We start from the raw sequence: 23,560 nt of genomic DNA, 5'->3' as shown, positions 1-23,560 counted from the left end.
ACGTCAATCACTCCTGGTCTCCTGCTGCACATAAAAGCAGCAGGCTAGGGTTAATGCGTGGGTCAGATTGAGATGGAAAAACCGGGGGCTAGTGGGTCACTTCTGGATGGAAATCAACAATCTACTCACTGTCAGGCCATCGTTGGAAGACAACCGGCACTGCGGAAGAGCGCCGGCAAGAGTTTCGTCGGCACTGGAACGCCATCAAGAGCAGGCCGCCTCTCGTCGCCCCAGACCCGCTAATCCCATGAGCCAGAAGCGCGAAATTTTCCTGTCGGTGGACGTCGAGACGTCGGGGCCAATCCCAGGCGAGTACAGCATGCTCACGATCGGCGCCTGCAACGTCGACAACCCAGAGCAGGTGTTTTCGTGCGAGCTGAAGCCGATCTCTCTCAACGCCGATTCGAAGGCCTTGGAAGTGACCGGGCTCTCTCTTGAGACACTTGCCACCGAGGGACTGGCTCCCGAGGTCGCCATGAAGCAGTTTCAGGACTGGGTTACCGAAGTGGCAGGCAACGACAGCACGCCCGTATTCGTTGGGCTCAACGCGCCGTTCGACTGGTCGTTTGTGAATTACTATTTCCACCGCTACCTTCAGTCGAACCCTTTCGGCTTTACCGCACTGGACATTAAGGCTCTCTACATGGGGGCGACGGGCTCAAGCTGGACAGATACCCGTTCCAGCCGGATGGCCGCCCGACTACATCCCAAGTCCAAGGGCGATCATCAGGCACTGCATGACGCGCAATACCAAGCTGAACTGTTCCGCCTAATCCGCGGCATCTCACAGCAGTCGCACGGCTGATGTCCTTCGGTTCTTAGGGGGCGAGTCCGGGCGCGGCCACCGCCGCGCCCGGATTTTTTGAAGTTCACCGCGCCCAGGACGGAACGGCCTGAGCGCGGTGCTGACGATGTTATTCCTTCGTCTCGATGATCCACCACACGGCGCGCGCCAAGGCGCGGCCCGTGATGGGATGAATGTCGGTGAGGTCGGCGCGGGCCGTCCAGCCCGAAGGCGGACGGTAGCCGCGCACGTCGCCATCGCCATGCCAGCGGCGGGCGCGTGTCGTGCCGTAGGCGTAGATCGCCGCCATGCGCGGGCGGCTGGTGGTGTTGATGGTGGGCATGGTTCGGCTCCCTGCGGCAAAGCGCCCCGGCCGGGGCGCTTGCCTTCGGCATGGGTCAAGCGGCCAATGCCTCGGCGGGTTCATCCGCCACAGGGGCGACTTCTTACGCACCGTCCTGCTCCGCATCCTGCGGGCTTTCCTCGGGCGCGTCTGCCGTCTTGAAGATGGCAGGCATCCAGCCCGTGCCCTTCGCCAGCCGCTCGGCCTCGCTGGCAATGTCGGCCTTCTTGAGCTTTGCCAGCCGGTGGACGCTGTCGGGCGCGAACTCGCCCACGGCTTGCAAAACCGCCGCCTTCGGAACGTGCTTGAAATAGCCTTCCGCAGTGGGTTGCCACCATGCAGCCATGTCGAGGCCCACGGCCTGGGCCAATTCCGCGCCGGGCTGCTGCGCCGTGGCGCGAGGCGTCACCACGTCCACGGCCCCCGCCACGCACACGGCCAGCAGCTTGACCAGTTCGCCTTGCTCCATCGCCAGCAGCGCGGCGAGCAGTGCGGCGCTGTCCTCGGGCAGCTTGCCGCCCCAGGTTTCTTGCAGTTCGCGCAGCGCCACGGCGGCGGGCGACTGCGGCCAGTCCGGGGCCATGCCTTCAAGCCGGTCTTGGACTTTCAGGCTCACGCCCAGCGGAATATCGTGGCCGTAGTAGCGGCCCTGCAAGACGGTCTGCACCATGCCATGCACCAGCGCAGCCAGCGCGACTTGCGGATGCCGGGCCACCTCGATTTGCAGCGCGGCGGTGCGATGGGCGCTCAGGCGCTGGGCCAGTCGGTCGGAAATCGCTGCGGCCTTCGGCTGCATGTCTTCCTCGCCTTCGTCATCGTTCGCGGCATCTGGGTCGCTGAACCCTTGGCGCAGCTTCTCCAGTGTGCGCAGCGCCTTGGCCTCGGCTTCGCGCAGCAGCCCGCGATGAATCACGGCCTGCCCGTTGCGGTCGATGGTGACGATGGCACCGGCTGCGGCCTTCACGTTCGCGGCATATCCCTGCAAGCCATCTTCCAGCGCCTGCAACTGCTCGCCCAGGACTTCGCCTTCCTCCTGCAAAGCGTCGGCCTTGTCCTCGTCCTCGGCGTCCGTCGCGGCATCAATGGCTTCGGCCACCTCCTGCATCTTGGCTTGCAGCTTCTCGATGCGCTGTGCTTCGCGCTTGCTCGGATCGCGGCGCTCCCTCGGCGCACGCTGGAAGGCGTGCAGGTCGGCATGGGTCATGCCCGGCGTGGCATCGGCCCAAGCCCAGCCCTCGGCCTTCACCTCGGCGGCGATGCCCGCCAGCTTGTTCTGCGCCAGTCGTTCCAACAGCGCGGCATCGGTCAGGTACACGCCCGCATCGTCCTCCGCGAACAGATCGCGCCGGATACCGCCGCCCGCCTGCTCGTAGGCGTCCAGCCCGACGAAACGCACCAACGGATGCCGGTAGGCGTCGATTTCGCGCTCGGTCAGTCGTTTGCGCAGCGCGGACGGCTGGCGCTGCCACGTCGGTGCATCGTAGAAGGCGCTTTCCTGCGCCGCGTGGTCGTCGGTGAGGGCCAGGGCCATCAACTGATCCAGCGAGACGGCCTCGGCGCGATAGTCGGCCATCAGGCGCGGCGAGACGTTGGCCAGCTTCAAGCGGCGTTGCACCACCAGCGGCGTGACGGAGAAGTCCGCCGCGATGTCCTCGATGGGCCGACCTTCGGCCACCAGCGCGGCGAAGGCCTCGAACTGGTCGGCCGGGTGCATGGCTTCGCGCTGCACGTTCTCGGTGAGGCTGGCGGTGCGGGCCGTGCCATCGGCCACTTGCAGGCAAGGCACATTCCAGTCCTTGGCGATGCGGTGCTTTTTCGCCAGCAGCTTGAGGGCCGCTAGGCGGCGGCCACCGGCGACCACCTCGTAATGCAGGCCATCGGCAGCGGGAATCACGATCAGGTTTTGCAGCAGGCCCACGCGCTGGATCGATGCGGCCAGTTCGGGAATGGACATGCGCGGGGTCTTGCGCACGTTGCGACCCGTGGGGCGCAACACCAGCCGCGACAGCGGCACCAGGATCATGTGCTTGCTCGGGTCGGCGGCTTGCAATGCGTTGGCGGCGCTGCTGGCGGCGGCGTTGACGGCTTGGGCTTCGGTCTGGGTAACGGCGTTCATGGTGAATCTCCAATGGAATGAAACAAACAGGGAATGGAGGGGAACCGCCCCTCCGGCGGGTGATCTGCGTGGAGGGGTCAGGCCTTGAGCTGGCGCATGCCATCGGCCAGCAGCCACAAAGCGCGGTTCAGGCGAATATCGGAATCGATGCCTTGCACCGGGCGGGTCTGCTGCCTGCGGCCATTGGCGGTGCGGCCTTGCAGTCCGCCCTTCAAGAGGTTTTCTTGGGTGCGGTTGAAGACCGACCACAGATCGGGGCGACGGTCGTCCACACGGCGGGGCATCAGGATTTGCGATTCCGTGATCGGCGCGGGCTTGGCCGGGTCGTCGTACTTGAGGGCCAGCGCGGCACGGGCGAACACTTCCGATTCCCCCGCATCCAACGTGATGGCTTGCATCGATTCGCGCGATTCCTGCGCATGCGCGAAGCCACCCAACACCTGATAGGCACCTTCGATGACGTGCCCGGCCACATCGCCTTTGTGGGGCACCCGTACATCGGCCACGGTGTCCCCGCAGACAAGCCCGTTTTTGCAGACGAAGCGGAACATCCCCGCCAACAATTGATAGCTGCTGGTACCGTCATGGGAATTCAGCAGGATGATTTCGTTGGCCTCGCGGGCGTTGATCTGGTTGGCGTGGCGCAGCCGGATCATGTGCTTGGTGAAGTCGCGGCGGTCCTCGGCACGCACGCGGGTCTGGCACACCATGAAGGGCTGGAAACCCTCCTTGCGAAGCTCGGTCAACACCGCAGCGGTGGGGATGTAGCTGTACCGCTCGGAGCGGCTTTCGTGCGGCGCGTCCGCGAAGATGGACGGCACGACGGTACGGATTTGCTCATCCGACAAGGGATGTTCCGAACGCAGCACCGGGGAGCGGGAAGCGAAGCGAGAGGCGAGTTGCATGGACTTTCTCCTGACAAAGTTGGCTGTTGAAGAAACTGCACACCGGATTCCTAGATTCGGAGCCCAGCCTTGGTGGCTGTTCGGTGCGGTCGGCACGAAGAACCCGGTTGGCCTCGTTGCCACCGTCTTTCCTGAGTTCATCGCCCGCGACGAAAGGGAGCCCGTGGCCGGGGGTCGTCAAGGAGACAAGCGCAGGGTTGGTGCGGCCCGCAGGCGCAGCCGAGGACACGGCCCGGCGCGCCTTGACGGCACACGGCCGCGGGCTACAGTCGCGAGCAAGGTGATGGAGTCAGGGGAGACGGCTGAACCTGGCAACGGCCATCCCTGTGTGCCGACCGCACGGCAAGCGAAGCGCGCAGGCCCGGATCAGGAAGCCGGGCCGGAGGCGTCAGCCGAGCGGAGCGAGGGAACGATGGAAGCCCGAAGGGGGCGAGACCCTGCAAGGGGCTCGGTGCGCAGCACGACAGCGCGACCGGCCATCTCCCAAAAGGCCGGGGATGCCCGAGTGCATAGCAGGCCTTACGATGACGACATGCCCGAGAGAGAACAAGCTCATCCCGATGACCCGCTGGAGCAAATGTTTCAACGCTCCGATGCCTTGCACGAGCGGCTGAACGAGTTGCTCGACGACGCGGCGTTCGACGGATCTCCGCGCGGTGAGGTCGCGTTAGGCATGTGCGTGGTGGCCATGGGACATGCAACGGCACTGCGCGCCTTGATGGCACTGGGGATGCCGACCTCTGCCGTCAGCCTGATGCGGCTGCAGTTCGAAGCGCTGACCCGCGCGATGTGGCTGATCTATGCCGCCAGTGATGCGGCCATCGAGAAGCTGTCGGCCCCGCTCACGCTGGAAGCCGAACAGGCCGCCAAGAACCTACCCAGCGCGAAGGACATGATCGATCAGATGGGCAAGCAGGTAGGACATGGTGTTCCAGCCGCAGCTCACCAGATGCTGGTCCAATTCAAGGACGTCTCCTGGAACGCCATGAATTCCTTCGTGTATGGCGGCATTCACCCCTTGCGGCGCAGCGCCGAGGGATTTCCGGTGCATTTGGCGCTACAGGTGCTGCGCAACTCGAACGGCCTTACCACCATGACCGGCATGACGATGGCCATCCTCACAGGCGATGAGGCCATCTCCAGAACGATGAGCAATATCCAGCCAGCTTTTGCTGACTGCCTGCCGGATCTGCTCAAACCCTGAAAGCCAGGGCGTCTGCGACGCCCTGGCGAATGGTCAGACGACGATGCGTCCGGCCAGCCTTGCGACTTGGGCGTAGGCGCTCAGCCGTTTCTCGGCACGGAAATGCAGGTCGCGCTCAACTGGCAGGCCGAGCCGACCCCGCACCGTCATCAGTTCCTGAAGACTGACCCAGCCCAGCTCGGGTGCACCCAGACCCAGGTCGCACAGACCAAAAGCATGGTCGTGGTCGTCCGGGTCGATTTCGGTCAGCAGCCAGGTCGCGCTGGCGTCGGGTGTAAACAGCTTGACCACGGGCGGTGGGTCGAAGTCGGGGTTCTGCAGGGATTCGCGGCCGTTTGCCAGCAGCAGCACTCGCTGCTCGTCGGTAATGAGTGCGTTCATAGTGAACTCCAGAAGGAATGCCGGGCGGGATTGCCCGCAGCCTCCGGGTCACGGCGCAGCGCAGCGGTCAAGGTTCGAAGACGGACTGCCGGGCCGCCAGCGCATCTCCGATGCGCGCCGACCTTGACGGCGAGAACGACGTGGCACGCTGGGTGCAGCAGCAAGCCAGCCCTACCCCTGTCCATGCAAATTCCTCGTGCCATGCCATGGCGCGGTGTCCACGGCACATGAAAACCGGAAGCCCATGCGGCTTCCGGTTGCGCAGGCTCAGATCAGCCCATGCTCGGCAAAGGACGGGGTTGTCAGGTGCACCCTCGCATATCGGTCGACTACCAGGCTGCACCGCCACTGGCATCGACGCCGCCCAACTCTTCTCGACTTGTGAGACAATACGTCTAGTCCAAAAATGTAAATTTATTTGTTCAAATAAATCAATGACTTAATGATGAAGTGGGCGAAATGAAGGAAGAACAATCAGATTTAGCCCAGATGGTCCGCTTGGCTCTGGCAGAGCAGGCGGAGGACGTGCGCCTGTTCGCGGCAAGGCTGGTCCGTAAGTACCGTGGGACGGCGCCCGACTTGGCTGAGCAGCTTGAACTGTTCCTGAAGTCGAAGCCGGTGCGCAGTGTTTCTCCCATGCGCAAGCTGCCGCCCCAGCCCTCGGCGCCCCAGGTTTTGCCGGTAGATGATGAGTCCCGTCTCTCGCTCTTGAAGGTGTTCAAGGACGCGCCCACGAAAGACGCGCCACTACTGTCCGGCGATATCGAGGATGCCCTGGGGCAACTCATCGCCGAGCGCCGGCAGAGCGACCGGCTCCAGGCCATGGGGCTGACACCAACCCGTTCGGCTATCTTTGTGGGACCACCCGGGGTCGGCAAGACGCTCACGGCCCGCTGGCTTGCAGCGCAATTGAAGGTGCCTCTGTACGTGCTCGACCTCACCGCCGTGATGAGCAGCTTGCTGGGTAAGAGCGGCGCCAATCTGCGGGCCGCCATCGACTTCGCCAAACGCGAGCCCTGCGTGCTGCTGCTGGACGAGATCGACGCCATCGCCAAACGGCGCAGCGATGACAGCGATGTCGGCGAACTCAAGCGCTTGGTCACGGTGATCCTTCAGGAAGTCGATGAATGGCCCGCTAGCAGCGTATTGCTGGCGGCCACTAACCACCCGGAGCTGATCGATCCGGCGCTATGGCGCCGCTTCGATCTGGTGGTCCAATTCAAGACGCCCGATGAACAGGCCGTCAAGGAAGCCATCAAGCGCTTCCTGGGGCCAGACTACGCTCTCTTTGCTCGGTGGATCGACATCCTGGTGTTTGCGTTCGCCGGGCACTCGTTCAGCGACATTGAGCGAGATGTGCAGCGCTTCCGGCGCGCCGTGGCCCTGGGCACGACCACCGATGCTGATCTGGTTGAAGATTTCATGAAGGCACGTGCCTTGGCGCTCGACAGGCAGGGTCGCATCGACCTGGCAGTGATGCTGGCCAAGCAGACCCGCTTGTCCCAACACTCCGTCTCTGATATCACGGGCGTGAGCCGGGACACGATTCGCAAGTACACCAACGAGACCCCTGCGGCACGAAAGGCCGCACCACGGAGAAAGGCTGACGCATGAGCCAAACCAACTTCCTGATCGGTCGTGGCGAACTGCTGACACACGACATCGTTGGCCCGAAGCGCATGCCTGGCAAAGCCGAGGTCTACACGTTCGCGCAGGCTCGGGAACGATTGGTTCCTCAATTCCGAAGTGTTGCAAACGCGCTGGACGAACTGCCTACAGACGCTTGCCCGGGCGACTTCGCAGTGGCCCGGTTGATGATGAACCCCAGTTTCATCGCTCGTTCCTACTTCCCGACCGGCCTGTTGCGCAGCACGGGCCTGGAGTCCATCGGCAGTCGTACCGTCAAGGTCAAGCCGCAGGCTTGGACCCGCAAAGGGCCGCCGCAGGAAACCACGACGACCGAGTTGTTCGTCGCCGGCAAACGCCAGGCCTTCCGCAACCTTTCGCAATGGACGAAAACGATCGAGGCGGAGTCGGACGAGGGTGACGACCTGGTCCACATCGAACAGTTCGCCGCCTTCGCTCCGGCGCAACGGATCGTGAGCCTGGGCGGACCGAAGGATCGATTCTTCGAGGTCGGCCTGCACCTGTTGCCCGACGAAGATCCTGGCCTCATCCAGAAGGCTTTCGTGAAGTTCGCCCAGAGGGAGGGTGTGAAGGTCCACAGTGAAGTTGATTTCGTCGCTGGCAACTTGTGGTTCGTGCCGATCGAAGGCAAGCCGCGCGAAGTCGAGAAGCTGGCCAGCTTCGCCTTCGTCCGGGTGATACGGCCGGTGCCCAAGCTTCGCGGTATTCGCCCGCTGCAACGCAGCGGTGGACCCTCGGTGGGGTGCAGCCTTCCCACCGAGCAGGCCCTGTCGTCTGAGCCGCGTGTCGCCATTCTGGATGGGGGACTACCAAAGCACCACCCCATCGGTCCCTGGCTGCGCTCGTATCGCAAGCTCGACGAAGACGCTGACGATGACCCGGACGGCCCTGAACACGGCCTGGGCGTGACATCGGCTGTGTTGTTCGGTCCGATCCAGCCCAACGGCATGGCTGGCCGGCCCTTCGCCCCCGTAGACCATTTGCGCGTGCTCGACCAAGAATCGAGCGGCGAAGACCCGCTGGAGTTGTACCGCACGCTCGGCCTCATCGAACAGGTCCTGCTGTCGCGATCCTACGAGTTCATCAACCTGAGCCTGGGACCGGACCTCGAAGTGGAGGATCAAGAGGTTCACACCTGGACGTCCGTTATTGACGAATTGCTCAGCGATGGCGATACCCTCATGACGGTTGCCGTGGGCAACAACGGAGAACGTGACGGCGAGCTTGGCTACAACCGCGTGCAGGTCCCGTCGGACTGCGTGAATGCCCTCGCAGTCGGCGCGGCCGATGACACGGGCGCGGGTTGGGCGCGTGCACCTTATAGCGCGATCGGGCCTGGCCGCAGCCCCGGTGTCGTCAAGCCAGACTTGATGGCCTTCGGCGGCAACCCGGCATCCAAATACTTCCACGTCCTCGCGCCAAACGCAAAGCCGGTACTGACCCCGCAACTCGGAACGAGTTTCGCGGCGCCATACCTTCTGCGCAGCGCGGTTGGTATCCGGGCGATCCTGGGCGGCAATCTGACGCCTCTTGCCATCAAGGCCTTGCTAGTCCATGCCGCCGACTCCGGCGAGCGCGACCAGATCGACGTCGGGTGGGGCAAGATTCCCGAAGACACGCTCGACATCATCACGTGCCCAGATGGCGTAGCCCGGGTGGTCTACCAGGGGGAGCTCAAACCCAGCAAGTACCTGCGCGCAAGCCTTCCGCTGCCGAAGGAGGGGCTGACAGGCAACGTCCGCCTGAAGGCCACTTTCTGCTACGCATCACCCACCGATCCGCAAGATGCTGCGGCCTACACCAAGGCAGGCCTTGAAGTCGTCTTCCGTCCCAACGACGAAAAGATCAAGGACGGCAAGAGCAACGCGGACACCAAGGGCTTCTTCGACTTGAAAAAGTACGCCACCGAACAGGAACGCCGTTCGGATCAGGGCAAGTGGGAAACCGTGCTGCACGGGACTAAGACATTTCGTGGTTCCAGCCTCAAGAACCCCGTGTTCGACATCCACTACAACGCCCGTGACGGCGGCGGGCGGGCTACCGGTGCCGAGAAGATTCGCTACGCACTGATCCTCTCGGTCGAAGCGCCGAAGCACGCCGGTCTCTACAACGACATCCTGCGCGCCTATGCCAAAACGCTGGTGCCGATCCAGCCGCAGGTGACTTTGCCGATTCGCATTCGGTGACGGCAGGCGAGGCGAAGAAGCAGGACATCGCGGACTGAAGGACAAGGAGGAGATTGATGCCAGAACCGTTGAAGAGCAAAGACAAGCACGGGTTGCCGTTCACTCGGCCGCCTGAGATAGAGGTCTGCCTGGCAAGGCTGGAGTCGATTGATGCCACGGCACGCCTGCAGGCATTCGCCGTCGTGTCAAGGAAGAGCAGCGGCTATGTGCCGTCGGAAGCGCTGACGCATTTCCTGAGGCGTGCCCACGCGACGGGGGCAAAAGACGAGTTCAAGCAGATCTTCGGACAGCTCATGAAACGGGTCGGTCAGTCCTTGTTTGCAACCGTCTCGGACGCCCGCATGGCCGGGGCGCAAGGCATTCGAGAAGAGATCATGGGCCGATTCGCCGAGAGAATCGCCAAGGACTGCAACGGCCGATTCGCCATGCTGGACTTCTTCGAAGTGCGGTTCGACCTGGCGTTCGCCCGATTCCGGAAGTCCGTCTTGAGGCAGATCGGTCCCTCTTCGGTACTCACCGAGCCGCTGTCGACGGACAGAGAAGAGGGTCAGGAAATTTCACGGGAGGTCGAGGAAGCAGCGGCCGATTTCCTGGGAGGGGACCCTCAAAAAATTGATGACCCAGCTTTCCGGTTGGAACTGGACGCCGCGATTGATGCATTACCAGATGATCAGAGACGGGTCGTGGGCCTGCTCCGACAAGGTTTCCTGACCCACTCAGAGGATCCCAACATCATGACTATCTCCAAAATGCTGAACTGCGACCAGAGAACAGTAAGAAATCGCAAAGCCAGAGCGTATAAGACCTTGAAGGCCGCTCTTGAGGGGGACGTATGAGCACCTCCAAGCCGTTCGTCGCAGACGAGGAATCCGTGCTGATGGCGTTCTCCATGGAGGCCAGTCATGGCCGGGAAACGCTTGAACGCTACATCCGGGAGTACCCACAGCATGCGACCGCGCTAATCGATTGCTCGATCGATTTGCTTCATGAGCCGCCGGTAGGCGATGTTCCGGCGACCGAGTTGCCGGACAGCGCGGTGCACGAGGCCTGGCAGCGGTTTGAGCGCGCGGTCCAGCAGCCCCACGCCGAGGTCGCGAATCCGTTCGCCAAGCTCAATACGAGCAACTTCAAGTCGCTTGCACGCAGCCTGGACGTCAGCAATCTCTTCCTGATGCGCGTGCGCGATCGGGCCATCCGTGCTGCCACCATACCTGCCCGATTCGTCGAAAGGCTTGCTTCGGAGCTGGGTGCCACCGTTCAAGCTGTGGGCGCATACCTGCAGGGCCCACCGGGTATGGTTTCTGGGCAGGCTTTTCGGTCAAGTGTGAAGCCCAGTGTGGGCGAACAGATCACGTTCGACCAGGCGGTCACGACTTCACAGCTCACGCCGGAACAGCAGGCGACGCTGAAGGCATTGGCGGACTGACCAATGGACGCCACCGAGGCCGCTCGCCGGGAAGCAGAACGCCTGCACCGTGCGAATGTCGCGGCCGGCGGCGATCCGACCCGACCTTTGGCGTTTGCGCTTCTGGAGGCCACACGTCGCGAGTTGGATGTGTACCCGCTGCAAGAAGGCGATTCACAGCTCAAGGGCGGCAAAGCCACGTTCGACAGCCAAGCTGGAGGCATCCTCTACGAGGATCGCGGATCGGACTTCGAGCGTGCCTTCTTGATCGCACACGAACTCGGCCATGTCGTGCTCGAAGGTGGCACGCTAGACGTGGTGACGGTGGGCGTCGATCCTGACCGATCAGTGGAGGACGCGTCAGTCGGCGTCGATCGCGTCCTTGACTACGGTGCGCGCGAGCGACGTGAGGTGAAGATGGACCTCTTTGCGCGTGAGTTCCTGCTGCCGCGCTCTGTGTTGCGCGAGTTGCACGTCAACGAAGGGCTCACATCCGACGCGATCGCGATGCGCTTCGGCGCGCCGCTTCCTGTGGTGCAGCAACAGTTGCTGGATGCACTGCTGCTGCCACCAACCGAAGAGCCTCAACCAGTGGGCACCGGTGCGGCGGCAGCTCCGCTCACTCCAGACCCCACGCAGGCTGAGGCGGCTGCACATCGTGGTTTGGCGTTCCAGCTACAGGCAGGGCCGGGTACCGGCAAGACACGAACGCTTGTTCGTCGCATCGAAGGGTTGCTTGCGGACGACGTCGATCCCACCACGATCCTTGTACTCACCTTCTCCAACAAGGCGGCCAATGAACTGTGCGACAGGATTGCCGCGAGCAATCCTGTCGCGGCAGCAGCGATGTGGATCGGCACATTCCACGCATTCGGCCTAGACGTCGTTCGCCGTTTTCACGACCGACTGGCGCTGCCGCCGGACCCACGGTTGATCGACCGGACGGAGGCCATCGAACTCTTGGAGGACGAGTTTCCGCGGCTCGACCTGAAGCACTATCGCAATCTCTGGGACCCAGCCCTGGATTTGAGCGACATGCTGAGCGCGATCTCACGCGCCAAGGATGAGGTCGTCGATGCTGCGGGTTATCGCGCGCTCGCGCAGTCGATGGCGGGGCGGGCGGGCGCCGACCAGGACGCAACGGTCCGCGCCCAGAAGTGCCTGGAGGTTGCGACTCTCTTCGAGACATACGAAAGGCTGTTGACCGCGCGCCAGCTGCTGGACTTCGGCGACCTGGTCGCGCTGCCGGTCCGGCTTGTAGAGGGTAGCGCCGAGGTAAGGGACGCCTTGCGTGCTCGCCATGAGCATGTGCTGGTAGATGAATACCAAGATGTCAACCGCGCCTCAGTCCGGCTTCTGAAGGCACTGGTCGGCGACGGCCGCAACCTATGGGTTGTCGGCGATGCACGCCAGTCCATCTACCGCTTCCGCGGCGCCTCTGCGACGAACATCGCGCGCTTTGCGATCGACTTCCCTGGCGCGCATGCCGCACAGTTGGGCGTCAACTATCGTTCCAACGAACGGATCGTCAACGTGTTCACCGAGTTCGCGCGCGGCATGCAAGCATCGGCTGGTGCTTTGCCGCTGAACCTGCAGGCCGGCCGCGGCTCCACAGGAGCACAGGTTGAGCTTCGCATCGCCGGGTCGGCCGACGATGAAACCTCCGCGCTTGCCGCGTCAATCACGGCCCTGCACGCGCAGGGCATTGCCTATGGTGGCCAGGCTGTGCTGTGCGCGTCCAACGCGCGCCTGAACGCCATTGCCGAAGGCCTTGAGGCCAGGGGCATTCCCGCACTGCACCTGGGCAGCTTGTTCGAGAGGCCGGAAATCAAGGATCTGCTGGCCTTACTCTCGCTGGTGACCGACCCACGGGCGGCCGCAATGGTGCGCGTGGCAACCATGACTCGGTACCAAATGCCGTTGCAGGATGTCATGCGGGTCATCGAGCACCTGCGGGCGGCAAATCCAGCTTCGCTGGGGTGGGCGGCTATGCATGCCGAGATGGACGGCCTGGCAGGCGGCAGTCGGGAAGCTATTGCGCGCCTGTCCACGCTCTTTGCAGGCACGAGCGCATCGACCAATCCCTGGTCCTTGCTTGCTGGATGGACGATCGATGGTCTCGGACTCGCGAAGACGCTTTATCAGACTGGCGATGCGCGAAGCCGCATGCAAGGTCTGGCGATCTGGCAGTTTCTGAACTTCTGTCGCCGGCAGCCAAGAGGTCGGGGCGTACCAGTGCTGCGGCTGCTTGATCGCATCCGGCGCCTGGTGCTGCTATCAGAGGATCGTGGGCTGAGCCAGCTGCCGCGCTGCGCCGAGAACATCGACGCAGTGCGCCTGATGACCATCCACGGAAGCAAGGGACTGGAGTTCGATGTCGTTCATTTGCCTGGCATGGTGACGTCCAGCCTGCCGCGCAACTACGTACCGCAGCGCTGTCTTCCGCCGGATGGTCTGATCCATGGTTCGGAGGGACTGACCGGCATCGAGGCGGTGAAGGCCGGCCACGACGAGGAAGAAGAGTGCCTGTTCTTCGTGGCGCTTTCGCGAGCGCGCGACAGGCTGCAGCTCTATGCGTACGCCAGGCAGGCCGATGGACGTGCGCGCAACCCCTCCAAGTTCGTCGCCCCGATCGACCGATTCCTTGTTCGTCCAGTCCCGGTGCCGTTGCAAGTCGGCTCGACATCGACGGGCGCGCCGCTCGCCATCACATGGCAAGGGCGTCCTCAATGGACCGACATCCAGGTCAATCTCTTCGAGCGTTGCCCGCGCCGCTTCCTGTACACGCACGTGCTGAGGCTCGGCGGTCGGCGAACCGAAACCGCATTCATGAAGATGCACAACGTCGTGAACGACGTGTTCGAGTGGTTGAAGCGGGAGCACGAGACGACAAGTCCCACGGTCGACCAACTGGCAGCGCGCTTCGAGGAGGCATGGCGCTCCAAGGGCGCGACAGAGCATGGATACGCTGAAGATTACCGCCGCATCGGCAAGCGGCTCGTCGACTTCCTCATCGAGAGCCGTAGCCGTGGCGCGGCCGCGCCGGCGCCTCCGATCTCGTTGGGGTGGGCCGACGGCGAAATCCTTGTCAGCCCGGATGGTGTCGCTCACGGCGCCGGTGGCCGCGTCTCGGTGCGGCGCGTCAAGACGGGTAAGCAGCGCTCGAACGCCTTCGATGACATCGAGTACACGGTTCTCCAACTCGCTGCCGTCCAGGCCTACGGGCCTCATGCGCAGGTCGAGGTGACCTACCTGACCAGCGAAACCATCCAGCCGATGGAAATCTCACCGCGCAAGCTGGAGTCCAGGCGCGAGAAGCTGCAGGCCTTCCTTCAGGCGATGCAGGCCGGGCAGTTCCCGGCCAAGCCCGAGGCACGCAGTTGTCCGCGCTGCCCGAGCTTTTTTCTCTGCGGCGACCTGCCCGGAGGGGCGTGGGTGCAAGAAAAACTTTGACCGGCCTTTCCGGTCTGGCGCTGGGCTGCGATTGACTGAGTAAGGGGGCCAGAAAGCCTGCAATCCCGCAGGTGATGGCTCCCCAAGAAAGGCAATCAAATGCAAACCCAAACCCCCAGCGGCGATGACCGCTCCGATGTCGAAGATGTCGCTGCGGCGATCCGCGAAGGCCGCAGCCTGCGACCTGCGGCGCTCTACCGGATCGTCGTCCTGGACGACCAGCTCCGCGAGCGTCACGTCGATCTCGCCGATCCGGTGCCGACTGCGCGCCAAATCCTCCAGGCCGCTGGTTCGCGCCCGGTCGATGAGCACAGCGTCTACGCGATCCTGACCTCCGGCGAGTTCGAGGACCTGCGTCTGGACGAAACCTACGATCTGCGCGGCCGCGGCGCGGAGCGCTTCGTCATCTTCCAGACCGACCGCGCGTTCAAGTTCACGATCGACGACCGGCAACTGGAGTGGGGCAAGCCCAGCATCAGCGGCCGCGTGCTCAAGGCGCTGGCCGGCGTTCCGCTGGACACATACGACGTCTACCTCGAAGTGCGCGGCGGAGGCCAGGACATCCTGATCCGCGACGGCGACCTGATCGACCTGGGTAAGCCGGGCATCGAGCGCTTCATCACGCTGATCCGCGACACCACGGAAGGGCTGCTCGCGCTGCCCGAAGCGGATCAGCGCTATCTGAACGGCCACAGCGTGGCCTTCGAGATGGTGAGCGACGGAACGCACACGGGGGTCATCTTCAAGCAGTTGCCGCTGCCCGTCGGGAAGTTCAATCACGGCGCGGCCGACGTGCTCGTCATCCTGCCATCTGGTTATCCCGATGTCGCGCCGGACATGTTCTATTGCGACCCCTGGCTGACGCTGCAAAGCGTGGGGCGCTACCCGACCTGCGCCGACCAGGCCCATGCGTTCCAGGGGCGCAACTGGCAGCGCTGGTCGCGGCACAACACGGCGTGGCGGCCCGGCATCGATGGCCTGCATACCATGCTCAAACGCATCGAGCACGCCCTGGCGGAGGCGAAGTGATGTCGCCGGCCGCTCTGGACATCGTCCTGCTGGAACCGCACGAGGCGGCCCTGCGTTCGCTGCTGCAAAGGGATGACGGGGCCGAGGCGTCCGCCTATGTGCTGTTCGGCAGGGCCGACATCTCGGAAGACCCGTGGTCGGGTCTGCCCCGCACCAGGCTGATCTCCCACGAGGTCATTCCCGTCGCGGCCGATGAGATGGTTTCGGCGTCGCCGGTCCATGTCACGTGGTCAACCCGCGGCTTCATGCGTGTTCTTGGCCTCGCGAAGGAGCGCGGCTTGGTCGCGGGCTTGGTGCACACGCATCCGAACGCGGCAGCATTCTTCTCCGACCAGGATGACCGAAACGAGACGGAGCTGGCCAGGACAACGTTCAACAAGGGCGTTTCCGGCCTGGCCAGCATGGTGTTCGGCCGCGATGACGCGATGGCTGGCAGGCTCTGGATCGCACCCGGCGAGACGGTCATGGCATCCTCGATCTCGCTGGTAGGTAGCCAGATCAAGATCGCGCGCGCGGAAGCTGCAGCCGACGAAGATCAATTCCTGGCGCGGCAGGCCGCGCTCTTCGGCCGAGGGTTCAATCCAGTCGTGCGCGGGCTGCGGGTCGGCGTCGTAGGAGGCGGCGGCACGGGCAGTGCTGTCGCGATGCTGTTGGCGCGGCTGGGCGTCGGTTTTCTTGGGCTGATGGACAAGGACATCATCGATGTCACCAACCTCAACCGCGTACATGGCTCGCGCGCCGCAGATGTGGCCGCCGGCCTCGCCAAGGTGGACATCCTCGCGCGCGAGATTAGCGCGGCGGGCCTCGGCACAAAGGTCGTCACCAAAACGGAATGGGTCGGCCACCCTGATCTGCGCGACCTGCTGCGCTCCTGCGATGTGCTGTTCGGTTGTACTGACGACCATCAGGGGCGGCTGACGCTCAACCGCCTGGCGCACTACTACGGCATCCCGCTGATCGATGTCGGCCTGCGCATGCGCGCGGCCCGTACCGGCGCGGATTACGACATGACGGGGCGCGTGTCGACGATTCGCCCCGGCAATCCTTGTCTCATGTGTCTGGGGGTGGCTGATCCGCGCCGTGCTGCGGCGGAGGGGCTGCGGCGCAGCGACCCGGCAGAGTTCGAGCGGCGCAAGGCGGAAGCCTATGTGGATGGCGGCGGCGATCCCGCGCCTGCCGTTGTCACGTTCACCACGGCCATCGCCTGCGCAGCCGTCGATGAGCTCATTCAGGGCCTGACCAGTTTCCGCGGTCCCCAAGGCATGACGCACAACAGGATTCGTCGCTTCGACCGCGTGGAGGATCGCGCCATGACCTGCCGGCCTGTTGCTTCTTGCCCGGTTTGTGCCAGCCAGGCGAGCTGGGGGCGCGGCGATGTCAACCCATTCCTTGGCGTGATCGGATGATCATGAAGCGACTTTTCGCGCGCGCACTGCGCCGGCTCGGGTGGCTGCGCTATGACCTCCTCGTTTCCCCGGTCGCGCAGCATCCGGGCAAGAACGCCGTTCCGCCGGGCGAGCTGTGGCTGGTCATCGACACCGGTGTCAAGAAGTGGGCTTGCATGAGCTGCCCGGGCGGTTGCGGGGTGCAGATCTCGCTTTCGCTTAACCCTGATCGACGGCCACGCTGGTCGATCGAAACGGACTTCTGGGGCAGGCCAACAATCTTCCCTTCAGTTCATCAGCACCGAGCATGCGCCTGCCACTTCTGGGTGAAGAACGGTTTGATCGAGTGGTGTCGATAGGAAGCGCCTTTCGCTGGACGGCGATCGGATCAACGGCTCTCCTTAGCCCGTGTGAAGTTTGCCCTGCTGCCCGGTTTTGGCCATGCGGCGGCCGATTTCACAATGGGTCGCCGTCATCAATGCGTTGAGGTTGCGCACCGCCGCCTGGCGCGCAGCATCGAGTAGTTCCACGATGCCACTGCGGATTCAGGCATAGCCGGCAGGCGAGGCGGTCGTTACGGCGACCTCTGCCGCAAGTGTCTTCTTGGTCACGCTGCCACCTCTGCAGGACGTTGCATGCCCGTGATGGTCTTTCGCCGGCGCGCGACAAGTTCAGCCGCGTCCCGCACCGGCTTGTCTTCGGTGTGGACGTAGCGCATGAACATCGCGACAGTCTTGTGCGCCGTCAGCGCCATGCCGACCTTGACCGGGATACCCGAGTTGGCAATGTCGGTCGCCGAGCGGTGGCGGATGCCGTGCGTGCCGACATGGGTGACGCCCGCGCGCTTGAGGATGCGGGTCCAGCCGCCGTAATACTCACCCGTGGTCAGGTGCTGACCCGGATGGTTCGGCGACGGGAACACGTGCGGGCAACCTTCGCGGCGGGGTGTGGTGGAGAGCAACCGGTAGGCTTCTTCGCTCAATGGTTTGGACATACCGCCGGTCTTGCTGTCGGGCCACACCACGCGCCGGTTCTCCAGGTCCACCCAATCCCATTGGAGAGTGACAACCTCCGATCGGCGGCCCGCAAATTCGAACTGCAGTCGGATGGCCAGCGGCAGGATCGCATGGTCCAGCCCCAGGCCATCGGTTTCCAGGTAGTCGAGATATCGGAACAGCTTGCCCATCTCCTCGTCGCTGATGAGGTGGGTGGCCTTGCCGTTGGGGAACATGGGGACGTGGCGGCACGGGTTGGTGCCGTCTGGCCGGTAACCCCACACTTCGGCCAGGTTGAACATCTTGCGCATCACGCTGAATGCGCGGTTCGCCTCGGCCGGCTTGTGGGCCATCTTCTTCATTGCCGTTGCCACATCCGGCCGTTTCACATCCTGAACCTTGACACGGCCCAGCATCGGGACGATGCAACGGTCGATGACGGCTTGGTACCCGCGCTGGGTACTGGGCTTGTTGCGCTGCTTGGAGTGATCCTCCATGAACTTTTCGCACAGTTCCTTGACTGTCGGGGCGGCTCGAGCTGCCGCCTTGGCTGCGCTGGGATCGCCACCCCGGCGAACCTCAGCGAGCCATTCCTGGGCCAGAGAACGGGCCTGCTCGACGGTCAGTTCGCCGTACAGACCCAGGGCGGGCTTGCGGCGCTCCCCGGCGTTCGTGCGGTACTGGAGCATGAACACCTTGCGCCCGGCTGGGGTAACCTTGCAAAGGAAGCCGGGAACCAGCGTGTCCCGGAGTTCGACGGCCAGCGCCTGAGGTTGTGCCGCATCGACTGCGGACTTGGTGAGTTTTGTTTTTGCCACGATGACTCCTTGGAAGACCCGGTTTTTAGGGACCACATGGGAGCCATGCGAGCACAAGCCGGATCAGGTTTGGGAAAGCACCGTCATATGCTGAACTCGCCTAAGTGATTGATAAACCTGCTGTATCGGGCTTTGGCGTAGTCCAGCGAAGTTCGGTGCGGGAGTCATGGTGAAATGAAAAAAGCCCCGCAGAGCGGGGCTTCGGGGCAGGCAGCGCGCTCGGCCTCAGGCCTTGGCGGGCACGGCGTCCAGTGCCGGCAGGGGCTTGCCATCCAGCGCGGCGTGCAGGCGTTCCATGTCCACGCCCTTTTCCCAGCGCGAGACGACCACGGTGGCCACGGCATTGCCGATGAAGTTGGTCAGCGAACGGCACTCGGACATGAAGCGGTCCACGCCCAGGATCAGGGCCATGCCGGCCACTGGCACTTCGGGCACCACGGCCAGGGTGGCGGCCAGGGTGATGAAGCCCGCGCCGGTCACGCCGGCCGCGCCCTTGGACGACAGCATGGCAACCAGCAGCAGCGCGATCTGGTGGCCCAGCGTCAGCTCGGTGTTGGTGGCCTGGGCGATGAACAGCGCCGCCAGCGTCATGTAGATGTTGGTGCCGTCCAGGTTGAACGAGTAGCCGGTGGGCACCACCAGGCCGACCACGGACTTCTTGCAGCCGGCCTTTTCCATCTTTTCCATCAGCGAAGGCAGGGCCGATTCGGACGACGAAGTGCCCAGCACCAGCAGCAGCTCTTCCTTCAGGTAGCGGATCAGCTTGATCACCGAGAAGCCGCAGGCACGCGCCACGGCGCCCAGGACCACCAGCACGAAGATGGCCGAGGTGATGTAGAAGGTCAGCACCAGCTCGGCCAGGTTCAGCAGCGAACCCAGGCCGAACTTGCCGATGGTGAAGGCCATGGCACCGAAGGCACCGATGGGGGCGGCCTTCATCACGATGTTCACCAGCTTGAACACGGGCTTGGTCAGGGCTTCGAAGAAGTTCAGCACGGGCTTGCCGGCATCGCCCACCATGGCCAGCGACACGCCGAACAGCACGGCCACCAGCAGCACCTGCAGGATGTTGTCACCTACGAACGGGCTGATCAGGGTCTTGGGGATGATGTCCATCACGAAGCCGACCAGCGTCATGTCGTGCGACTTGGCCACGAAGCCCTGCACGGCCTTCTGGTCCAGGTCGGCGGGGTTGATGTTCATGCCCGCACCGGGCTGGAACACGTTGGCCACCACCAGGCCCACCACCAGCGCCAGCGTGGAGAAGGTCAGGAAGTACGCCATGGCCTTGCCGAATACGCGGCCCACGGTGGACAGCTGGGTCATGCCGGCGATGCCGGTGACGATGGTCAGAAAGATCACCGGCGCGATGATCATCTTGATCAGCTTGATGAAGGCATCGCCCAGCGGCTTCATAGCCTCGCCATAGGCGGGCTCGAAATAGCCCAGCAGCACGCCGATGATGATGGCGGCAACCACTTGGAAATACAGCTGGCGGTAGAACGGCAGCTTCAGGGTGTTCATTGCTTCAGCGGGGACGGCATGCATGCGAGGTGTTCCGGAAGTCCAAAAAACGCACCCGGGGGTGCAACTGCCGGGGTTGTACTGCTGCGCCGCGCCCACGCCGATAACCTATTGGTATTAGAGGCCCCCTTTTTGCTGCAAGAAAGCCGCTTTTCTACGTAGAAATACGAACGATTTCACCCCCTACCCAGCACCCGCAACGCACGCCCAGACGCCCGAACGGGCACACTGGAGGCCATGCTGTTCCCCCTTCGCCGCCGCACCGTCTGGACCGTCGCCACCTTGCTGCTGGGCATGCTGCTAAGCATGCTGACCGCGGGCTGGCTGACCTGGGAGCGGACCCTGCTGGCCGAGAGTGAGAACTACCTGCGCCAGCTCGCGGTGCGCGCCCAGGGGCTGACCCAGCGCGTGGACCGCTACCGCACCCTGCCCGAGGTGCTGTCCCTGGACAACGAGCTGCGCGCCGCGCTGCAGCACCCGCTGTCGGCCGGCGATGTGAACTACCTGAACCGCAAGCTGGAGCGGGCCAACGGCGCCAGCCAGGCCTCCACCCTGACCCTGATCGACCGCCATGGCATTGCCGTGGCCGCCAGCAACTGGCGCTCGCCGCGCAACAACGTGGGCGAGGACTACAACTTCCGCCCCTACGTGCAGCAGGCCCTGACCACGGGCAGCGGGCGCTTCTACGGCATCGGCACCACCACCGGCGAGCCGGGCTACTTTCTGTCGCAGGCCATCTACGACGAGGGGGGCCAGGTGATCGGCTTGGTGGCCATCAAGATCGCCCTGCATGAGCTGGAGCGCCAGTGGCTGCGCACCACCGACGTGGTGGTGGTGGCCGATGAGCACGGCGTGATCTTCCTGACCAGCCGCGAATCCTGGCGCTACCGGCTGCTGCAGCCGCTCTCGCCCGAGGACCTGGCCATGCTGGCCGCCACGCGCCAGTACGAGGGCCAGACCCTGACGCCACTGCACTTCGACGTGCGCAAGCAGCTGGACAACGGCGGCCGGCTGGTGCGCCTGCGCGACAGCGACCTGCCGGGCCGCATGCTGCTGCAAACGCTGGAGCTGCCGCACAGCGGCTGGAAGATGCACCTGCTGCACGACATCCGCACCAGCCTGCAGACCAGCATCTGGGCGGCCGCCGCAGCGGGCGGCCTGTGGCTGGCCAGCGGGTTGCTGGTGCTGTTCGTGCGCCAGCGCCAGCGCCTGGCCCGGGTGCGCCAGCGCAGCCGCCAGGAGCTGGAGACCGTGCTGCGCCAGCATGCGCAGGAGCTGCGCACCGCCCAGGACGGCATCGTCCAGGCTGCCAAACAGGCCGACACCGGCCTGTCGCGCAGCCTGGAGCACCTGCCCCAGGGCGTGGTCATCATCGACGCCGAACTGAACCTGGTGGCCTGGAATTCACGCTACCTGCAGCTGTTCCGCTACCCGTCCGAGCTGCTGCAGGTGGGCCGACCGATCGAGGACCTGCTGCGCTACAACGCCCGCCGCGGCCTGCTGGGCCCGGCGCCGATGGAAGAGGCCATCCAGCGCCGCCTGCAGCACCTGCGCAGCGGCAAGCCCCACCTGCATGAAAGCGCCAAAGACGACGGCACGGTGCTGGAGATCCGCGGCAACCCGCTGCCGGACGGCGGCTTCGTCACCAGCTACGCCGACATCACCAGCTACAAGAACGCCGCGCGCGAGCTGCGGTCGCTGGCCGATGCGCTGGAGCAGCGCATCGTGGAGCGCACCCGCGACCTGGCCGCCGCCAAGCGCGAGGCCGAAGAGGCCAACCGCTACAAGACCCGCTTCGTCAACGCCGCCGTGCACGACCTGCTGCAGCCGCTGAACGCCGCACGCATGTTCACCAGCCTGCTGCCGGCCCATGTGCGCGACGAGGCCGGGCGCCACGTGGTCGACAGCATCGAGGCGGCCCTGGCCTCGCAGGACGCCATCCTGACCAGCCTGCTGGACATCGCCCGCATGGAATCGGGCCAGCTGGAGGTGCACGTGCGCGACTTCACGCTGGATGCCCTGCTGCACGTGGTGCACAACAACTTCGCCATGCTGGCGCAAAGCGAAGGCCTGCAGCTGCGCACGCGGGCCGGCCACTACGTAGTGCGCAGCGACGAGGCCCTGCTGCGCCGCATCGTGCAGAACTTTGTCTCCAACGCCATCCGCTACTCGCGCCGCGGCCGCATCCTGGTGGGCTGCCGCCGCGAGGGCCAGTTCCTGCGCATCGAGGTGCACGACCAGGGCCCGGGCATCCCGCACAGCCTGCAAAAGGAAATCTTCGAGGAGTTCCGCCGCCTGGACGAAGGCCACGCCGACGACCGCGGCACCGGCCTGGGACTGGCCATCGTGGAGCGCCTGGGCCGGCTGCTGGGCCACGAGATCGGCCTGCGCTCCGAGGTCGGCCAGGGCAGCGTGTTCTGGGTCAAGGTGCCGCTGGGCGACCGTGCCGCGCTGCAGCCCACGGCCCGCCCGCAGGTCACCGTCCACACCGACGATGCGCCGCTGCAGGGCGGCGTCGCCTGGTACGTGGACGACGACCCCGGCACCTGCAGCGCCACCGGCGCCCTGCTGGAGCGCTGGGGCTGCCATGTGCCGTTCGCCGGCGGCCCGCACGAAGCGCTGGCCCTGGCCAGCCCCGACAGCGTGCCCCAGCTGCTGCTGCTGGACGTGCACCTGGGCGGCGACCTGTACGGCCCCGAGGTCTATGCCCAGCTGTGTGAACGCTGGGGCCAGACCCCGCCGGTGATCCTGGTCACGGCCGAGCGCGATGCCTCGCTGCGCCGCCAAGCCGCGGAAAAGGGCTGGGGCTTTCTGGCAAAGCCGGTGCGCCCCCCGGCCCTGCGCGCCCTGATGAGCCAGATGCTGCTGCGCATCCGCGAAGGCTGAGGCCCGGCGCCACGGCGCCGCAGGTGATGCACAGGCTTTCAGGCCTCCAGCGCTGATGCAGCGGGCGCCTGCAGCTCTTTTTTTGCATGCAGACGCAACAGGGTCCGTGCGACGGACAGGCCTGCGTACCGCAGGGCCGTCCCTACAATCTGCGGCATATTGGCCCCCGGCCTTTCCCTACCTTGCGGATGCAGTTGATCGACACCCTCAAAACCTGGGCCCGACGCCTCAAGCGCGACGGCCTGACCCTGTGGTTCGCCGGCCGCACCCGAACACGCCCTGGCATGCCAAGGCCCTGGGCGTGCTGGTCGTCGCCTACGCCCTGAGCCCGATCGACCTGATCCCGGACTTCATCCCGGTGCTGGGCTTTGTCGACGACGTCCTGCTGCTGCCGGGGCTGATCTGGCTGGCCCTGCGGCTGCTGCCGCCACCCGTGCTGGCGGCCTGCCGCGCCCAGGCCGAGGCCTGGATGCACGCCACGGGCCGCAAGCCCCCGCAG

The 23,560-nt window shown here is 64.6% G+C and carries 18 protein-coding genes and 1 pseudogene; 12 read left to right on the top strand and 7 right to left on the bottom strand.

Annotation, left to right across the window (positions count from 1 at the left end; translation table 11 throughout):
• The first annotated feature begins 247 nt into the window (after window positions 1-247).
• The gene (locus SJH88_RS13235) at window positions 248-805 is read left to right on the top strand and encodes a 3'-5' exonuclease (protein WP_274754750.1); all 558 of its coding nucleotides are present in this window, start codon (window positions 248-250) and stop codon (window positions 803-805) included.
• 109 nt (window positions 806-914) lie between these two features.
• Here the strand turns inward: SJH88_RS13235 and SJH88_RS13230 are convergent, their stop codons facing one another.
• From SJH88_RS13230 to SJH88_RS13220, 3 genes are all read right to left on the bottom strand, one after another.
• Window positions 915-1,127, bottom strand: a complete 213-nt coding sequence (locus tag SJH88_RS13230) for a hypothetical protein (protein WP_274754749.1) — start codon at window positions 1,125-1,127, stop codon at window positions 915-917.
• A gap of 103 nt (window positions 1,128-1,230) precedes the next feature.
• Window positions 1,231-3,243, bottom strand: a complete 2,013-nt coding sequence (locus SJH88_RS13225) for a ParB/RepB/Spo0J family partition protein (protein WP_274754748.1) — start codon at window positions 3,241-3,243, stop codon at window positions 1,231-1,233.
• Between the two features lie 77 nt (window positions 3,244-3,320).
• Window positions 3,321-4,148: a DUF932 domain-containing protein gene (locus SJH88_RS13220; RefSeq protein ID WP_274754747.1), complete on the bottom strand. Its 828-nt coding sequence runs from the start codon at window positions 4,146-4,148 to the stop codon at window positions 3,321-3,323.
• A 532-nt stretch (window positions 4,149-4,680) separates the two neighbouring features.
• Here SJH88_RS13220 and SJH88_RS13215 point away from each other — a divergent pair.
• Window positions 4,681-5,352: a DUF6988 family protein gene (locus tag SJH88_RS13215; RefSeq protein WP_274754746.1), complete on the top strand. Its 672-nt coding sequence runs from the start codon at window positions 4,681-4,683 to the stop codon at window positions 5,350-5,352.
• Window positions 5,353-5,385: 33 nt separating this feature from the next.
• Here the strand turns inward: SJH88_RS13215 and SJH88_RS13210 are convergent, their stop codons facing one another.
• On the bottom strand, window positions 5,386-5,733 hold the full coding sequence (locus tag SJH88_RS13210) for a DUF2958 domain-containing protein (protein WP_274754745.1): 348 nt from the start codon (window positions 5,731-5,733) through the stop codon (window positions 5,386-5,388).
• 459 nt (window positions 5,734-6,192) lie between these two features.
• Here SJH88_RS13210 and SJH88_RS13205 point away from each other — a divergent pair, with 459 nt between their 5' ends.
• The 8 genes from SJH88_RS13205 to SJH88_RS13170 all read left to right on the top strand — a co-directional run bounded on the left by SJH88_RS13205 (window position 6,193) and on the right by SJH88_RS13170 (window position 17,197).
• Window positions 6,193-7,347 (top strand): AAA family ATPase, encoded by a 1,155-nt coding sequence (locus tag SJH88_RS13205; RefSeq protein WP_274754744.1) that lies wholly within the window; start codon window positions 6,193-6,195, stop codon window positions 7,345-7,347.
• Window positions 7,344-9,566: a S8 family peptidase gene (locus SJH88_RS13200; protein ID WP_274754743.1), complete on the top strand. Its 2,223-nt coding sequence runs from the start codon at window positions 7,344-7,346 to the stop codon at window positions 9,564-9,566. Before SJH88_RS13205 ends, SJH88_RS13200 begins: the two co-directional genes overlap by 4 nt.
• Window positions 9,567-9,622: 56 nt before the next feature.
• Complete coding sequence (locus SJH88_RS13195) at window positions 9,623-10,402, top strand: RNA polymerase sigma factor (RefSeq protein WP_274754742.1); 780 nt, start codon at window positions 9,623-9,625, stop codon at window positions 10,400-10,402.
• Window positions 10,399-10,992 (top strand): hypothetical protein, encoded by a 594-nt coding sequence (locus SJH88_RS13190; RefSeq protein WP_274754741.1) that lies wholly within the window; start codon window positions 10,399-10,401, stop codon window positions 10,990-10,992. Before SJH88_RS13195 ends, SJH88_RS13190 begins: the two co-directional genes overlap by 4 nt.
• Window positions 10,993-10,995: 3 nt before the next feature.
• Window positions 10,996-14,424: a UvrD-helicase domain-containing protein gene (locus SJH88_RS13185; protein WP_274754740.1), complete on the top strand. Its 3,429-nt coding sequence runs from the start codon at window positions 10,996-10,998 to the stop codon at window positions 14,422-14,424.
• A gap of 99 nt (window positions 14,425-14,523) precedes the next feature.
• Complete coding sequence (locus SJH88_RS13180) at window positions 14,524-15,453, top strand: multiubiquitin domain-containing protein (protein WP_274754739.1); 930 nt, start codon at window positions 14,524-14,526, stop codon at window positions 15,451-15,453.
• Window positions 15,453-16,859 carry a ThiF family adenylyltransferase gene (locus SJH88_RS13175; RefSeq protein ID WP_274754738.1) on the top strand — a complete coding sequence of 469 codons (1,407 nt, stop codon included), beginning with the start codon at window positions 15,453-15,455 and terminating at the stop codon, window positions 16,857-16,859. Before SJH88_RS13180 ends, SJH88_RS13175 begins: the two co-directional genes overlap by 1 nt.
• Window positions 16,860-16,861: 2 nt before the next feature.
• A complete protein-coding gene (locus tag SJH88_RS13170) occupies window positions 16,862-17,197 on the top strand; it encodes a ubiquitination-like system serine protease family protein (RefSeq protein WP_274754737.1) in 336 nt (111 codons plus the stop codon).
• A gap of 42 nt (window positions 17,198-17,239) precedes the next feature.
• Here the strand turns inward: SJH88_RS13170 and SJH88_RS13165 are convergent, their stop codons facing one another.
• The 3 genes from SJH88_RS13165 to SJH88_RS13155 all read right to left on the bottom strand — a co-directional run bounded on the left by SJH88_RS13165 (window position 17,240) and on the right by SJH88_RS13155 (window position 20,199).
• Complete coding sequence (locus SJH88_RS13165) at window positions 17,240-17,368, bottom strand: DUF1016 N-terminal domain-containing protein (RefSeq protein ID WP_274754736.1); 129 nt, start codon at window positions 17,366-17,368, stop codon at window positions 17,240-17,242.
• A gap of 77 nt (window positions 17,369-17,445) precedes the next feature.
• The gene (locus SJH88_RS13160) at window positions 17,446-18,651 is read right to left on the bottom strand and encodes a tyrosine-type recombinase/integrase (protein WP_274754735.1); all 1,206 of its coding nucleotides are present in this window, start codon (window positions 18,649-18,651) and stop codon (window positions 17,446-17,448) included.
• Window positions 18,652-18,876: 225 nt separating this feature from the next.
• Window positions 18,877-20,199, bottom strand: a complete 1,323-nt coding sequence (locus tag SJH88_RS13155) for a dicarboxylate/amino acid:cation symporter (protein WP_042417696.1) — start codon at window positions 20,197-20,199, stop codon at window positions 18,877-18,879.
• Window positions 20,200-20,412: 213 nt separating this feature from the next.
• Between SJH88_RS13155 and SJH88_RS13150 the strand changes: the two genes are divergently transcribed.
• Complete coding sequence (locus tag SJH88_RS13150) at window positions 20,413-23,061, top strand: hybrid sensor histidine kinase/response regulator (RefSeq protein ID WP_274754734.1); 2,649 nt, start codon at window positions 20,413-20,415, stop codon at window positions 23,059-23,061.
• Window positions 23,062-23,249: 188 nt separating this feature from the next.
• Window positions 23,250-23,560, top strand: a pseudogene (locus SJH88_RS13145) (YkvA family protein); the annotation flags it as partial.

The organism is Comamonas sp. GCA5 (assembly GCF_036541385.1).
GTDB lineage: Bacteria > Pseudomonadota > Gammaproteobacteria > Burkholderiales > Burkholderiaceae_C > Comamonas > Comamonas aquatica.
This window is presented reverse-complemented; position numbering and strand designations above follow the sequence as displayed.